The following is a 14,093-nucleotide window of genomic DNA, read 5'->3' on the forward strand; positions in this document are numbered from 1 at the left end:
TGCGGCCGTCCAACACGACGGTGACCTCGCTGGCGGGCCCCTCGACCTCGGGGTCCTCGTGTCGAGCCTGGGGCGGTGGTTCGGCGCCCTCGACGAAGAACAGCTCCTGGTGGACGCGTTCGCCGTCCACCCCATGCTCGGCGAGCACTCGTTGGGCGTCGGTGACCATCGTGTAGGGCCCGCACAGCCACCAGTGGTCGACGCCGTCCGCGGCGATGATGGTCGACAGCAACGCGTCGAGCTTGGCACCGTCCAGACGCCCGGTGAACAGCTCCGACTCCCTCGGCTCACGCGAGAGCACGTGCACCAGCTCAAGTCGTGGTCCGAAGGCGTCCTTGAGGTCGGCCAGCTCGTCGGCGAACATCACCGTGTCGCTGCGACGGTTGCCGTACAACAACGTGACGTGGGAGCCGGTGCGGCGCAGCAGCGAAGCGGCCATGGACAGCACCGGGGTGATGCCCGAGCCCGCGGCCACGAGCACATGGCGGGCGGTCTCGGTCAGGTCGGGGCTGAAGCGACCGGTGGGAGCACCCACCTCGATCTCGTCGCCCGCCCGCACCTCACGGACCAGCCAGGTGGAGAACAGGCCGTCGGCGACCAGACGCACGCCCACGCGGGGCGCCTCGCCCACCGGGGCGCAGATCGAGTAGCTGCGGCGCTCCTCCACCCCGTCGATCACGCGACGCAGGGTCAGCGACTGTCCGGGGGCGAACGCGAACACCTCGGCCAAGTGGTCGGGGACGTCGAAGGTGACGGCGACGGCGTCCTCGCACAGGCGCTCGACGGCGGCCACGCGCAGCCGGTGGAACGCCGCCCGGCCGCGTGCCGCGGCGGGGGCGGTCTCGGTGACGGGTGTGGTCACGGTCAGATCTCCTTGACGTGCTCGAACGGTTCGAGGCAGGACCGACAACGGTGCAGCGACTTACAGGAGGTCGCGCCGAAGCGGGACAGTTCCTCGGTCTCGGCCGAACCGCACAGCGGACAGCGCGGAACGGTTCGGGTGGGCAGCAGGGTGAGGGGGACGGGGCCGGCGGGCCGCTCGGGCGCCCCGCCGGGCGGCGAGATGCCGTGCTCGGAGAGCTTGCGTCGTCCCTCCGGGGTGATCCAGTCGGTGGTCCAGGGCGGGGCGAGCGTGGTGCGCACCCGCACCTGCTCGAACCCGGCCGCGCGCACGGCCGCGTCCACGTCCACGCGCATCTCGGCCAGGGCCGGGCAGCCCGAGTAGGTGGGGGTGATCCACACCTGGGCGACGCCGTCCTCGGTGATGTCGACCTCGCGCAGGATGCCCAGGTCGGCCAGGGTCAGCATGGGAAGTTCGGGGTCGGTGACCGCGGCCGCGGCGGCCCACACGTGCCGACGTGCCTCGGTCTGCGAAGTGGTGGCTACCATGTCGCCTCCGGGTGTTCGCGGGCCACCCGCTGGAGTTCGGTCAGCAGGGGCGCCAGTTCGTCGGTGTGCCGGCCCTCACGCCCGGCGACCTCGGCCGCGGGGAAGGGCGCGGGCGCGTCCAGCGTGGCCGCGGTCAATACCTGCGCCAGGACCTGGTGGACCTCCTCGCGCACCGTGGCCGGGTCCACGGCCACCCTTTGGTCGGCCAGGGCGGACTCCACCTGGTGGGTGGCGAAGAGTTCACCGGTCAGCGGCCACACGTCGGCGACCGCCGAGGCCATGCGCTCGTGCGAGTACTCGGTGCCGTCGCCCAGGCGCAGCGCCCAGGAGACCGCGTATTCGCGGTGGTAGGCGACCTCGTTGACGCCTTTGGCGGCGATGGCGGACAGCACCGGGTCCTTGCTGTCGGCCAGCCGGGTGAACAGGGCCAGTCGCCAGGTGGAGAGCACGAGCAGCGTGGCCACGCACCGGGCGAAGTCACCGCGCGGAGCCTCGGCCAGGTGCACGTTGCGGAACTCCTCGGGGTCCCGGTGGTAGGCGAAGGCGTCCTCGTCGCGCCCGGTCCCGTCGGCCTGGCCGGCGCGGGCCAGCAGCAGGCGGGCCTGGCCCAGCAGGTCCAGCGCGATGTTGGCCAGGGCCACCTCCTCCTCCAGTTCGGGGGCGTCGGTCACCCAGTGGACGAGCCGTTGCGCCTGGACCAGGGAGTCGTCGCCGAGCATCTGGCAGTACAGGGCCAGGTCGCGGCCGTCCACCCCCGCGGGAAGGGTGGTGTCCACACCCGCGAGCGCCTCGGTGAAACCGGTGCCGAAGGCCCAGCGGGCGTCGCCGTCGTGTTCCTCGGTCAGGCCGGTGAAGATGTTGTCGCCACTCATGTCGTTCCTTTGAAGCCTCGTTCGTCCCGTGTGTTCGCGCTAGATGTGCGGGACGTCCTCGGGGATCGGGTAGAAGGTCGGGTGGCGGTAGACCTTGTCACCGCTGGGCTCGAAGTAGGGGTCCTTCTCGTCCGGGCTGGAGGCGGTGATGTTCTGGGCGAGCACCACCCAGATGCTCACGCCCTCGTTGCGCCGGGTGTAGAGGTTGCGGGCGTTGTGCAGGGCCATCTCGTCGTCGGGGGCGTGCAGGGAGCCCACGTGGACGTGGTTGAGGCCGCGCTTGCCGCGTACGAAGACCTCGTACAGGGGCCATTCGGGTCGGGCCGGACCGTCGGTGTTGCTCATGCCGCGACCTCCCGGACGCTCTTGTGCTTGTCGGCGTAGGCGGTGGCGGCCTCGCGGACCCACGCGCCGTTGTCGTGGGCGGCGCGACGCCGGGCCACACGCTCGGCGTTCTTGGGGCCGTTGCCCGAGATGACCTGCTTGAACTCGTCCCAGTCCGGCTCGCCGAAGTCGTAGTGGCCGCGCTCTTCGTTCCAGGCCAGTTCGGGGTCGGGCAGGGTGACGCCCAGCTTGTCGGCCTGCGGGACGGTCATGTCGATGAACTTCTGACGCAGGTCGTCGTTGGTGTCGATCTTGATGCCCCACGCCAGTGACCGCTGGGTGTTGGGCGAGTCGGCGTCGGGCGGACCGAGCATCATCAGGGACGGCCACCACCAGCGGTCCACGGCCTCCTGGACCATCGCGCGCTGGCCCTCGGTGCCGGCCATCATGCGCATGAGCAGTTCGTAGCCCTGCCGTTGGTGGAAGGACTCCTCCTTGCAGATGCGCACCATGGCGCGGGCGTAGGGGCCGAAGGAGGTGCGGCACAGCGGGACCTGGTTGCAGATCGCGGCTCCGTCGACCAGCCAGCCGATCACGCCGACGTCGGCGTAGCTCAGCGCCGGGTAGTTGAAGATCGAGGAGTACTTCTGGCGTCCTTCGATCAGGCGCTCGGTGAGGTCGGCGCGGTCCACGCCGAGGGTCTCGGCCGCCGCGTACAGGTACAGGCCGTGACCGGCCTCGTCCTGGACCTTGGCCAGCAGGATGGCCTTGCGGCGCAGGCTGGGCGCGCTCGCGATCCAGTCACCCTCGGGCTGCATCCCGATGATCTCCGAGTGCGCGTGCTGGGAGACCTGACGGATGAGGGTCTTGCGGTAGGCCTCGGGCATCCAGTCACGCGGTTCGATGCGCTGGTTGGCCGCGATCCTGGCGTCGAATTCCGCCTGGAGAGCCTCGTCGGCGCCGGGGGGCGCTTCCTGGGCCGTGGTCGACATTGATCATTCCCCATTCATAACCGAACGTTCGGTCAGTAATTAGTATCGCCGGAGGTGGTGGTCCGATGCAAGGGGTGCGCGCCGTGAAGGTCGGCGCGCACCCCGCGGGGGCTACTTCCCGGTGAAGGTGGGCTTCTGCTTGGCCAGGAACGCGTTGACCGCGCCCACGTGGTCGGCGGTCTCCCCCAGCTGGTTCTGCAGGTCCGCCTCCTCCTCCAGCAGCTCCGCCACTTCGAGGCCGCCCTCGGCCGCCGAGCGCACCTCGCGCTTGGCCGCCACGAACGCGGCGGTGGGCCCCGAAGCCAGCTTCCGGGCCACCTCGCGGGCGCGCCTCTCCCAGTCCTGGTCGTCCACCACCTCGGTGACCAGGCCGAGCTCCAGCGCCCGGTCGGCGACCATCATGGTGCCCAGCAGCATCAGTTCCATCGCCCGGGCCTGGCCCAGACTGCGCACCAGACGCATCGCCAGCCCCGAGTCCGAGGCCAGACCGACTCCGGTGAAGGCGGTGCCGAACTTGGCGCGGCGGGCGGCCACCCGCACGTCACCGGCCAGGGCGAAGCCCATCCCGGCGCCCACGCAGGCCCCGCCGATGCCCACCACGAGTGGCACCTGGATGCGCTCCAGGCCCAGCACGATGGGGTTGTAGTGCTCGCGCACCGTGTCCAACGCACCCGGGCCGGAGGGGTCCTCCAGCAGACGCGCGTGCTCGGCCAGGTCCTGCCCGACGCAGAACGCCTTGTCCGACCCCAGGAACAGCACCGCGCGCGCGGTGGTGGACTCGGCCGCCCGGTTCACCGCCTCCAGCAGCTCTTCCTTGACCCTGCCGGTCAGCGCCGGGGTGTTCAGCCGGATCGTGGCCAGCCCGTCGGCCTCCTCGAACCACGCCGCCTTGTCTTCGCTCACGCCTTGTCTCCCTCGTCCCAGATGTGGAAGCCCTCGCCGCTCTTGCGGCCGAGCCTGCCCTCGGCGACCTTACGGCGCAACAGTTCCGGAGGGGTGAACCGGTCCCCCAGTTCGGCGGCCAGGTACTCGGCGATGGCCAACCGCACGTCCAGTCCGACCAGGTCGGTGAGCTTGAGCGGCCCCATGGGGTGGCGGTATCCCAGCTCCATGGCGGTGTCGATGTCGGCGGGCGAGGCCACGCCCTCCTCGACCATGCGGATCGCCTCCAGGCCCAACATGACGCCCAGACGGCTGGTGGCGAACCCGGGGGCGTCGCGCACCACGATCTCGGTCTTGCCCAGCGCGCCCGCCCAGCCGCGCACCGACTCCAGCACGGCCGGGTCGGTCTCGGGCCCGGTGACGATCTCCACCAGTTTGGAGGCCGGGACCGGGTTGAAGAAGTGCGTGCCCAGGAATCGGCTCGGACGTTTGAGCGCGGCGGCCAGTTCGGTCACCGACAACGAACTGGTGTTGGAGGCCAGCACGGTCTCCTCGCCCACGACGGCCTCGGCCGCGGCGAGCACCGCGATCTTCAGCTCGGGTCTCTCGGGTACGGCCTCGATGACGATACCGGCCTTCGCGGGGATGTCGGCGGTGTCGGCGACCGCGTCCATCCGGGCCAGGTAGGGGCCCGGTTCGAGGTCGATCTTGCCGCGCTCACGCGCCTTGTCCAGGCCGGCCGCGACCCGACCACGGCCCGCCTCGGCGGCCTCGACGGTGGCCTCGACCAGCACCACGCGTGCACCGGCCATGAGGAACTGCTGGACGATACCGGCACCCATGGTGCCGCCACCGATGACGGCCACGATCTCGGGCACGCCCCGTGGGGTGATCTCGGTCAACGCTTCTTCCTCTCCAGGAAACCGGTCATGCGCTCGTGCTTGTCGGCGCTCTCGAACAGCACCGCCTGGGTCAGGTCGTCGGCCAGCGGGTGCACCCCGTCGGCGTCCAGGACCATCTTGGTCATGCGCAGGGCCATCGGCGAGGAGGCCGCCATGCGGTCCAGCAGGGCGTGGGCGCTCTCCCGCAGCTCCTCGGAGGGCACGATCCGCGCGATGAGCCCGTGACGCAGCGCGGCCTCGGCGTCCAGTCGGAAACCGCCCAGCAGCACCTGTTTGGCCACGGAGGCGCCCACCAGTTCCTTGAGCCGCCAGCACGCGCCGGCGCCCGCGATGATGCCCAGGCCCGGCTCGGGTTGGGCGAACACGGCGGTGGGGGTGGCGATGCGGATGTCGCAGGCATAGGACAGTTCGGCGCCGCCGCCCAACGCCCAACCATCGACCGCCGCCACGGTGGGTGCGGGCAGACGGTGCAGCCGTTCGAACAGGCGGCTGTTGATCCCGGCCAGGGCCTCCTCACGGCCGCGCTCGCGCAGCTCGGAGATGTCGGCGCCACCGGCGAAGACCGTGCCGTGCCCGGTCAGCAGCAGCGGCCTGGGATCGGCCTCCAGTTCGGCGCACACCCGGTGCAGTTCGGCGATCATCCGCCCGTTGATGGCGTTGCGGGCCTCGGGGCGGTGCAGCTCGACCACCATGCGGTCCTCGCGCCGCTCCACCACAAGGGTCTCGAAGTCCTCGTCGTGGTCGCTCATACCCGCTCCACCAAAAGCGCCGCCCCCTGGCCCACGCCCACGCACAGGGTGGCCAGGCCGCGCCGCGCGTCCTCGCGTTCCATGCGGTTGAGCAGGGTGACCAGGATGCGCGCACCGGAGGAGCCCAGCGGGTGGCCCAACGCGATGGCGCCGCCGTCGACGTTGACGCGGTCCTCCTTCAGGCCCAGTCGACGCATCACGCCCAGCGACTGGGCGGCGAAGGCCTCGTTGAGCTCGATCGCGCCGACCTCGTCCAACTTCCAACCCGCACGGTCCAGGACCTTGTGGGTGGCCGGGACCGGGCCCAGCCCCATCACCTGGGGGGCGACGCCGGCCGAGGCCGAGGAGACCACACGAGCGCGAGGCGTGAGGCCGTACCGCTCCACCGCGTCCGCGCCGGCCAAAAGCAGGGCGGAGGCCCCATCTGACAGGGAGGAGGAGTTGCCGGCCGTGACGATGCCGCCCTGACGGAACACCGGACGCAACCCGCCCAGGCTCTCCATGCTCGAACCCGCGCGCGGACCCTCGTCGGCGGTGACCTCGTGGGTCGCGCCCTTGCGACCGTGCACGGTGACCGGGACGATCTCGCCGTCGAAGCGCCCGGCCTCGGCCGCGGCGATGGCGCGCTCGTGGCTGCGCAGCGCGAAGGCGTCGCACTCCTGGCGACTCAGCCCTTCCAGGGTGGCCACCTCCTCGGCGGTCTCACCCATGGACAGGGTGTAGCGCAACTCGTCGGGGGAGGCGTCGGCGGGTGCCTCGGCGTCGGCTTGGGCGAAGCGGGGGTTGGTGAAGCGCCAACCCAGGGAGGTGTCGGCGACCTCGCCCGGCTTGGCCCACGGGGTGCCGGGCTTGGCCATCACCCAGGGGGCTCGGGTCATCGACTCCACGCCACCGGCGACCACCACGTCGGCCTCGCCCGAGCGAATGGCCTGGGCCGCGGAGGAGACGGCGGTCAGGCCGCTGGCGCACAGCCGGTTGACGGTGTAGCCGGGCACGCTGGGGTCCAGGCCGGCGAGCAGGGTCGCCATGCGCGCCACGTTGCGGTTGTCCTCGCCCGCCTGGTTGGCGGCGCCGAGGATGACCTCGTCGACGACCTCACCGGGCACGCCGCTGCGACGGACGACTTCGGACACGACCCGGGCGGCGAGATCATCGGGGCGGACCGAGGCGAGGGCGCCCCCGTACCGGCCTTGAGGGGTGCGGACCCCGTCGACCACGTAGACGTCGCTCACGAACGGCCTCCCATGTTGTGCGCGGTGGCGTGCGCCACCGTCTGGTGTGAACTCATCGACACATCTCCTTGACACGGCAGGTCGGAGACTGGATAAATGCATTAGTAACCGACCGTTCGGTCAGTAAGCAAGTCGGTCCGCCCCGAGAAGGGGCCGACCCACACCCGTCACCGCGCGGCGGGCCGCCCACCCACCCAGGCTTCCGGCCTGCGCGGGCCACCGCGCACCGTACCCGGAGAGGCCCATGGCAAGCCAGGACACCACCACGCAGCCGGCCGGCACCGCGATCCCCCGACGACTCGGACAGGCTCCCGCGCCCGAGTCGCTCGACCCGGCCGAACGCATGAGCGTCGACGAGCTCCGCGCGTTGCAGCTCGACCGCCTGCGCTGGACCCTGGAGCACGCCTACACCAACGTGCCCCTGTACAAGCGCAAGTTCGACGAGGCGGGCGTCCACCCCGAGGACCTCAAGACGCTGGAGGACCTCGCTCTCTTCCCCCACACCACCAAGGCCGACCTGCGCGACAACTACCCCTTCGGCATGTTCGCCGTGCCCCAGGACCGGATCAGCCGCATCCACGCCTCCAGCGGCACCACCGGCCAACCCACCGTGGTCGGCTACACGCGCGAGGACATCGACACCTGGGCCGAGGTCGTGGCCCGCTCCATCCGCGCCGCCGGTGGGCGCCCCGAGCACAAGGTGCACGTCTCCTACGGCTATGGCCTGTTCACCGGCGGTCTGGGCGCCCACTACGGCGCCGAGAGACTCGGTTGCGCCGTCATCCCCGCCTCCGGCGGCCAGACCGCCAAGCAGGTCCAACTCATCCAGGACTTCCGCCCCGAGATCATCATGATCACCCCCAGCTACATGTTGACGCTGTTGGACGAGTTCGAGAATCAGGGAATCGACCCGCGTTCCACCTCGCTCGAGATCGGTGTCTTCGGGGCCGAACCCTGGACCGAGAAGATGCGTCGCGAGATCGAGGACCGTTTCGACATCAACGCCGTGGACATCTACGGCCTGTCCGAGGTCATGGGCCCGGGCGTGGCCAACGAGTGCGTGGAGACCAAGGACGGCCTGCACGTCTGGGAGGACCACTTCTACCCCGAGGTCCTGGACCCCATCACCCAGGACGTCCTGCCCGACGGCGAGAACGGCGAGTTGGTCTTCACCTCGCTGACCAAACAGGCCATGCCGATCATCCGCTACCGCACCCGTGACCTGACCACCCTGCGCCCGGGCACCGCCCGTCCCATGCGCCGCATGGACAAGGTCACCGGCCGCAGCGACGACATGATCATCCTGCGCGGGGTCAACGTCTTCCCCACCCAGATCGAGGAGATCGTGCTGGGACTGGACGGTCTGGCGCCGCACTTCCAGCTGGTGCTCACCAAGGAGGGCCGCCTGGACCGCATGGCCGTGCGCGTGGAGGCCGCGCCCGACTGCACCTCCGACCGTCGCATGGTCCTCAGCCGTGAGATCACCGCCACCATCAAGGACAAGGTCGGGGTCAGCGTCACCGTGGACGTGGTCGACCCCGAGCGGATCGAACGTTCGGTGGGCAAGTTCCGCCGCATCATCGACCAGCGCACCCAGGGCTGACACCCCGGCCCCTGGGTCCCCGACCGCACCGCCGGCCCTATCGGGTCAGGCCCTCTCCCTCCACCAGGGGCATCGCGCGCCCACCCGAGTGGGCGTACTCGTGCCCCGACTCCAGGGCGTAGAAGGTGACGGGGACCCAGGTGCGCTGCCCCTCGGGACGGAACAGGTAGGCGCCTTCCCGCAGCGGCGCCAACGAATGCTCCCTGGGCGGCTCGGGCTCGACCCCGACGAGTTTGCCCAGGTCGATCACGCGCAGCACGAGCCGTTCACCACGGCCCCGCACCTCCAAACGCTGCCCGGCGTTGCGGTAGGCCCCCAGCAGCGGCAGGTCCTCGGCATCGCTCACCGGGCCGGGTTCGGCCACGGGGGTGGGCGCCGGACGGATCCGCACCCGCGCCACCTCCTCGAACACCTCCCCGTACAGCTCCTGGTACAGGTCTTTGGCCTGACCGCCGTTGGTCAGCAACGTCACCGCCAGACCGGCCTCCGGGAACAGACGCAGGAACGCCGACTGTCCGATGGTGTTGCCGTCGTGACCCACCAACCGGTACCCGCCCCAGCCGTAGCGGATCCAACCAAGACCCCAGGAATCGCCCAGGGTGTCGGGGTCGGGCAGGTCCACCGAGTGCCGCCTCATGATCTCGGCGGACTCCGGCGCGAGCACCCGTTCGCCACCGGCGGTGCTGCCGCCTCTCAGGTGCATCGCGGCGAAGGCCAAGACGTCCCCGGCGTTGGCGTGGACCAGCCCCGCGGGCCCCATCGAACGGGTGATGCCCCACACCGGGACCGGCACCGCACCCGCCGGATCCGCGACGTGCCCCACCGCGGCCCCGTGCAGCACCGCCTCCTCCGGCAGCGTGCCGGCCCGGGTCAATCCCAACGGGGAGTACAGACGCTCCCGCATCGCCTGGTCCCACACCGACCCGGTGAGCTCCTCGATGATCCGGCCCAACAGTGGGAACCCGGCGTTGCAGTAGGAGAAGGTGGCGCCCAACGGGTGGATCGGCGCGGAGTCTCGCAACCCTTCCACGTACCGGTGCAGGACGTCGTCGCCTCGACCGGTGTCGGTGAACATGTCGCCGTCGATACCACTGGTGTGGTTCAGCAGGTGACGAACGGTGATCCGCGCCGCGTGCTCGGAGTCGGCCAGATCGAATTCGGGCAGCGTCTCGGCCACCGGGGTGTCCAGGGACAGTAGTCCCTCGTCGACCAGGCTCAAGACGACCGTGGCCGTCCACACCTTGGTGATCGACCCGATCTGGAACACCGAACCGGTGTCGACGGCGTGCCCCGTACCGACGTTGAGCACACCGTGCGCGATCTCGACCACCTCGTCGTCACCGTCGGCGCCCAGGCGCAGGATCCCGAGCTGGGCGCCGGGCACCCCGTGCCGTTCGGCCAGGGCCGCCAGCCGTTCCCGCCAGTGGTCGATGTCGATGGGTCGCTGCGTGTGCGTGCTCAAACCGCTCCTCTGTCACGTCGTCGAGTGCTTCGGTGGCCCGCCGCAAGGCTAGATAACCGCCACCGCGCCCTACAAGGGCCGGAGCCCTCACCACCGACCGGCACCCGGTTGTGCATCTGCCCATCCCGGGGGTCCGGATCCAGGGTGAATCGTCATTGAGCACAAGGTCACACACCCTGCAACCTGGAGGGAAGCCCGAACACACCCCATCTGGAGCCCTGCCCGCATGCTCGACCTCAAGCTCACCCACGCGCGTGTGCGCACCCTCGACGACACCCACCCCCACGCCACCACCGTGGGCATCGTCGGCGGCCGCGTCCTCGGCCTCGACGACGACGTCGCCGAGCTGCCCGCCCGCACCGAGGTCGACTGCCAGGGCGCCACCCTCGTCCCCGGTTTCTCCGACGCCCACAACCACATGGCCTGGTTCGGCCAGTCGCTGGGCGAACTCCCCCTGGAGAACGCCGCGACCCTGGACGAGCTCTACGACGCCGTCGCCGCCAAGGCCCCCACCCTGGGCGAGGACGAGTGGATCGTCGGCTCCGGCTACGACGACACCCTGCTCGGCGCCCACCCCGACCGCCACGCCCTGGACCGTGCCGCGCAGGGGCGTCCCGTCTGGCTCAAACACCGCTCCGGACACATGTGCGCGGTCAACAGCGCGGTCCTGCGTCTGGCCGGCGCCGAGAACGCGCCCGACCCCGAGGGCGGCGTCATCGTCCGCGACGCCCACGGCACCGCCACCGGACTGCTCCAGGAACGTGCGCAGGAGCTGGTCACCGCCCTGGTGATGCCCTACCCCGTCCACGAACTCACCGACGCCCTGGGACGGGCCTCCCGCGTCTACGCGGCCGAGGGCCTCACCCACGTCGTCGAGGCCGGTATCGGCCACGGACTCGTCGGTCGCTCCCCCGTGGAGGCCGCCGCCTACCAACGCGCCCGCGACCTGGGGCTCCTACTGCCCCGCGTGGAGCTCATGGTCGCCGCCGACAACCTCCACCCCCTGACCGCCCACCCCGAGGACGCCCTCACCACCGGTATCGACCTGGGCCTGCGCACCGGTTTCGGCGACGACCGGCTGCGCCTGGGACCCATGAAGATCTGGCTGGACGGCTCCCTCATCGGCCGCACCGCCGCCGTCACCGAACCCCTGTGCGGGCACGGTCACGGCGTGTACCAGAACCCGCCCGAACAGATGCGCGACCTGGTCGTGGCCGCCCACCTCTCCGGCTGGCGGGTGGCGGCCCACGCCATCGGCGACGACGCCATCGACCTGGCCCTGGACGCCTTCGAGGAGGCCCAACGCCGCCACCCGCGCCCCGACGTGCGTCACCGCGTCGAGCACGCCGGGATCGTACGCCCCGACCAGCTCCCCCGCATGGCCGCCCTGGGTGTCGTACCCGTGCCCCAACCCCGTTTCCTGCACACCGTCGGCGACGCCATGGCCACGTCCCTGGGCCCGGACCGCGTCCCCTGGCTCTACCGCCACCGCTCCTTCCTCGACCACGGCATCCGCGTCCCGGGCAGCTCCGACCGCCCCGTCGCCCCCGGCGCCCCGCTCCTGGGCATGGAATCGATGGTCGAACGCACCACCTCCGGGGGAGCCGTACTGGCCCCCGACGAACGTGTCACCCCCGAACAGGCCCTGCGCGCCTACACCCTGGACGCCGCCTGGGCGAGCCACGATGAACACCGTCGTGGCAGCCTCACCCCCGGCAGACTCGCCGACCTGGTCATGTTGGACCGCGACCCGGTCGAGACCGCGGACCAGGGCATCGGCTCGATCCGTGTCCTCGCGACCCTGGTCGACGGCCGGCCCGTCCACGGCACCGACATCCTCGGCCCGCCGGACCGTCACACCGCGAACCACGGCCTCTGACGGCCCCACGACACCGTACTTCGAACGACCGCGCCCCGACCCGCACGCGGACCTTCCGATTGGAGAGAACCCCACCCATGCGTGACCTCGATTCAGGGGACGCCCAGGAAAAGGAGCCGACCGGCTCGGCGGTGGTCAAGGAACGCGAAGCGGGCAAGATCGCCTTCGCCGCCTTCGTCGGCACCGCCCTGGAGTGGTACGACTACTTCCTCTTCGGCACCGCCGCCGCCCTGGTGTTCAACCGCCTGTACTTCACGACGTTGAACGCGACCGCGGCCACCCTGGCCGCCTTCGCCACCTTCGGCGTCGGCTTCGTCGCCCGCCCCCTGGGCGCGGTCCTGTTCGGCTGGATGGGCGACCGTATCGGCCGCAAACCCGCACTGTTGCTCACGGTCGTGTCCATCGGCGCGGCCACCGGACTCATCGGCGTCCTGCCCGACTACGCCTCCATCGGCATCGCCGCGCCCCTGTTGTTGGCCCTGCTCCGGCTGATCCAAGGTGTCGCGGTGGGCGGCGAATGGGGCGGCGCGGTCACCATCGCCGTCGAACACGCGCCGCCCGAGAAGCGCGGACGCTACGCCGCCCTGCCGCAGATCGGCTCCCCCGTGGGCACCCTGCTCTCCTCCGGGGCCTTCGCCCTGGTGCTGATGATGCCGCCCGAACAGTTCGACTCCTGGGGCTGGCGTCTGCCCTTCCTGGCCGCCTTCCCCCTGCTGCTGATCGCGGTCTACATCCGCCGCAAGGTGGAGGAGTCCCCCGTCTTCGAGGAGATGGAACAGCAGCAGGAGCGCTCCAAGGTCCCGGCCCTGGACGTGTTCCGCCAGGCCTGGGGCCGTCTGCTGATCGCCATCGCCTCGGCCATGCTCGGTGTGGGCGGCTTCTACGTGATGACCACGTTCGCGATCAGTTACGGCACCGACACGCTCGGGTTGCCGCGCCAGCTCATGGTCAACGCCACCCTGATCGCCGCCCTCGCCCAGATCGCCGTCATCCTCATCTTCGGTCGCCTGGCCGAACGGATGGGCCCGGGCCGCGTGACCATGTGGGGCGGCCTGGCCACCGCGATCATCGCCTTCCCGGTGTTCTGGCTGATCGACACCCGCTCCCCCGTCCTGGTCGTGCTGGCGGTGGCCACCGGAGTGGCCGTGTTGTCCATCGCCTACGCGGTCTCCGGAGCCCTGCTCACCGAACTGTTCCCCGCCCGACTGCGCTACAGCGGGGTGTCCCTGGCCTACAACCTCGCCGGGGCGCTCAGCGGCTTCCTGCCCTTCATCGCCACCGCACTGCTGAACAACGCGGACGGTGGTTCCTGGGTGGCGGCCCTGTTGTTGGCCGGCATCGCCCTGGTGACCGCGTTCGGCGGGTTGTACGGCGAACGCCTGCGCGTCCGCGACGAGGTCGTGGTGCGCTGACCCCGACCACACACGTGTGGGCCCCGACCGCAAACGCTCCGGCCGGGGCCCACGTGTTCTCAGTTCGACGCCGCGGGGTCGTAGATCCCCGTGGAGGTCAGCTCGCCCGCGCCCAGGCGACGCACCACCTCGGTCAGCATCGCCGTCCCGGCCACCAGGTCGGCGTCCTCGGTGTACTCGCCCTCGTTGTGGGAGACCCCCTCCACCGAGGGCACGAAGAGCATCACCGTGGGCACCCTCGTCTTCATGTTGACCGAGTCGTGTCCGGCCACCGTCCTGACCTCTCGGTGGCTCAGCCCCAGACCTCGCGCTCCGTCCCTGGCCAGCTCCACGCCCTCGGGTTGGTAGGGGTCGATGCCCCAGGCGTGGGACAACTCCAACTCCACCGACACCGA

The 14,093-nt window shown here is 70.8% G+C and carries 14 protein-coding genes; 3 read left to right on the forward strand and 11 right to left on the reverse strand.

The features are described 5' to 3' along the window. The 9 genes from K8V84_RS24690 to K8V84_RS24730 all read right to left on the reverse strand — a co-directional run. Positions 1-862 (reverse strand): FAD-binding oxidoreductase (locus tag K8V84_RS24690; protein ID WP_304079098.1); only part of this gene is annotated, 862 nt, incomplete at its 3' end. A gap of 2 nt (positions 863-864) precedes the next feature. Further along, positions 865-1,389: a 1,2-phenylacetyl-CoA epoxidase subunit PaaD gene (gene paaD / locus K8V84_RS24695; protein WP_304079099.1), complete on the reverse strand. Its 525-nt coding sequence runs from the start codon at positions 1,387-1,389 to the stop codon at positions 865-867. Next, entirely contained in the window at positions 1,383-2,261 is an 879-nt protein-coding gene (gene paaC, locus K8V84_RS24700; RefSeq protein ID WP_304079100.1) for a 1,2-phenylacetyl-CoA epoxidase subunit PaaC, read from the reverse strand. The genes paaD and paaC overlap by 7 nt, the downstream gene beginning before the upstream one ends. A gap of 39 nt (positions 2,262-2,300) precedes the next feature. Continuing rightward, on the reverse strand, positions 2,301-2,606 hold the full coding sequence (gene paaB, locus K8V84_RS24705; protein ID WP_304079102.1) for a 1,2-phenylacetyl-CoA epoxidase subunit PaaB: 306 nt from the start codon (positions 2,604-2,606) through the stop codon (positions 2,301-2,303). Next, positions 2,603-3,577: a 1,2-phenylacetyl-CoA epoxidase subunit PaaA gene (gene paaA / locus K8V84_RS24710; RefSeq protein ID WP_304079104.1), complete on the reverse strand. Its 975-nt coding sequence runs from the start codon at positions 3,575-3,577 to the stop codon at positions 2,603-2,605. The genes paaB and paaA overlap by 4 nt, the downstream gene beginning before the upstream one ends. A gap of 111 nt (positions 3,578-3,688) precedes the next feature. Then, positions 3,689-4,480 carry an enoyl-CoA hydratase/isomerase family protein gene (locus K8V84_RS24715; protein ID WP_304079106.1) on the reverse strand — a complete coding sequence of 264 codons (792 nt, stop codon included), beginning with the start codon at positions 4,478-4,480 and terminating at the stop codon, positions 3,689-3,691. Further along, positions 4,477-5,361 (reverse strand): 3-hydroxyacyl-CoA dehydrogenase family protein, encoded by an 885-nt coding sequence (locus K8V84_RS24720; RefSeq protein ID WP_304079107.1) that lies wholly within the window; start codon positions 5,359-5,361, stop codon positions 4,477-4,479. The genes K8V84_RS24715 and K8V84_RS24720 overlap by 4 nt, the downstream gene beginning before the upstream one ends. Continuing rightward, entirely contained in the window at positions 5,358-6,110 is a 753-nt protein-coding gene (locus K8V84_RS24725; RefSeq protein ID WP_304079109.1) for an enoyl-CoA hydratase/isomerase family protein, read from the reverse strand. Before K8V84_RS24725 ends, K8V84_RS24720 begins: the two co-directional genes overlap by 4 nt. Continuing rightward, positions 6,107-7,342, reverse strand: a complete 1,236-nt coding sequence (locus tag K8V84_RS24730; protein ID WP_304079111.1) for a thiolase family protein — start codon at positions 7,340-7,342, stop codon at positions 6,107-6,109. The genes K8V84_RS24725 and K8V84_RS24730 overlap by 4 nt, the downstream gene beginning before the upstream one ends. A gap of 244 nt (positions 7,343-7,586) precedes the next feature. On the opposite strand from K8V84_RS24730, the gene paaK reads away from it, so the two are divergent. Continuing rightward, positions 7,587-8,945, forward strand: coding sequence for a phenylacetate--CoA ligase PaaK (paaK, locus tag K8V84_RS24735; protein ID WP_304079112.1), 1,359 nt, complete (start codon positions 7,587-7,589; stop codon positions 8,943-8,945). Positions 8,946-8,982: 37 nt separating this feature from the next. Here the strand turns inward: paaK and K8V84_RS24740 are convergent, their stop codons facing one another. Next, positions 8,983-10,407 (reverse strand): serine hydrolase, encoded by a 1,425-nt coding sequence (locus tag K8V84_RS24740; protein WP_304079114.1) that lies wholly within the window; start codon positions 10,405-10,407, stop codon positions 8,983-8,985. Between the two features lie 226 nt (positions 10,408-10,633). Here K8V84_RS24740 and K8V84_RS24745 point away from each other — a divergent pair, with 226 nt between their 5' ends. Continuing rightward, positions 10,634-12,286, forward strand: a complete 1,653-nt coding sequence (locus K8V84_RS24745; protein ID WP_304079116.1) for an amidohydrolase — start codon at positions 10,634-10,636, stop codon at positions 12,284-12,286. A gap of 77 nt (positions 12,287-12,363) precedes the next feature. After that, positions 12,364-13,698 carry an MFS transporter gene (locus tag K8V84_RS24750; protein ID WP_304079118.1) on the forward strand — a complete coding sequence of 445 codons (1,335 nt, stop codon included), beginning with the start codon at positions 12,364-12,366 and terminating at the stop codon, positions 13,696-13,698. A gap of 59 nt (positions 13,699-13,757) precedes the next feature. On the opposite strand, the gene K8V84_RS24755 is transcribed toward K8V84_RS24750, so the two are convergent. Then, positions 13,758-14,093, reverse strand: a 336-nt coding sequence (locus tag K8V84_RS24755) for a M20/M25/M40 family metallo-hydrolase (RefSeq protein WP_304079120.1), incomplete at its 5' end; no start/stop codon positions are given.

Origin of the sequence: Nocardiopsis listeri (assembly GCF_020741345.1) — a bacterium.
In the GTDB taxonomy this organism is placed as follows: Bacteria; Actinomycetota; Actinomycetes; order Streptosporangiales; family Streptosporangiaceae; genus Nocardiopsis; species Nocardiopsis listeri_A.

Excerpts from the sequence above, each read along its gene's own strand:
- paaD (WP_304079099.1), bottom strand. The coding sequence starts at position 1,389 with ATGGTAGCCACCACTTCGCAGACCGAGGCACGTCGGCACGTGTGGGCC.
- paaC (WP_304079100.1), bottom strand. The coding sequence starts at position 2,261 with ATGAGTGGCGACAACATCTTCACCGGCCTGACCGAGGAACACGACGGC.
- paaB (WP_304079102.1), bottom strand. The coding sequence starts at position 2,606 with ATGAGCAACACCGACGGTCCGGCCCGACCCGAATGGCCCCTGTACGAG.
- paaA (WP_304079104.1), bottom strand. The coding sequence starts at position 3,577 with ATGTCGACCACGGCCCAGGAAGCGCCCCCCGGCGCCGACGAGGCTCTC.
- K8V84_RS24725 (WP_304079109.1), bottom strand. The coding sequence starts at position 6,110 with ATGAGCGACCACGACGAGGACTTCGAGACCCTTGTGGTGGAGCGGCGC.
- paaK (WP_304079112.1), top strand. The coding sequence starts at position 7,587 with ATGGCAAGCCAGGACACCACCACGCAGCCGGCCGGCACCGCGATCCCC.
- K8V84_RS24745 (WP_304079116.1), top strand. The coding sequence starts at position 10,634 with ATGCTCGACCTCAAGCTCACCCACGCGCGTGTGCGCACCCTCGACGAC.
- K8V84_RS24750 (WP_304079118.1), top strand. The coding sequence starts at position 12,364 with ATGCGTGACCTCGATTCAGGGGACGCCCAGGAAAAGGAGCCGACCGGC.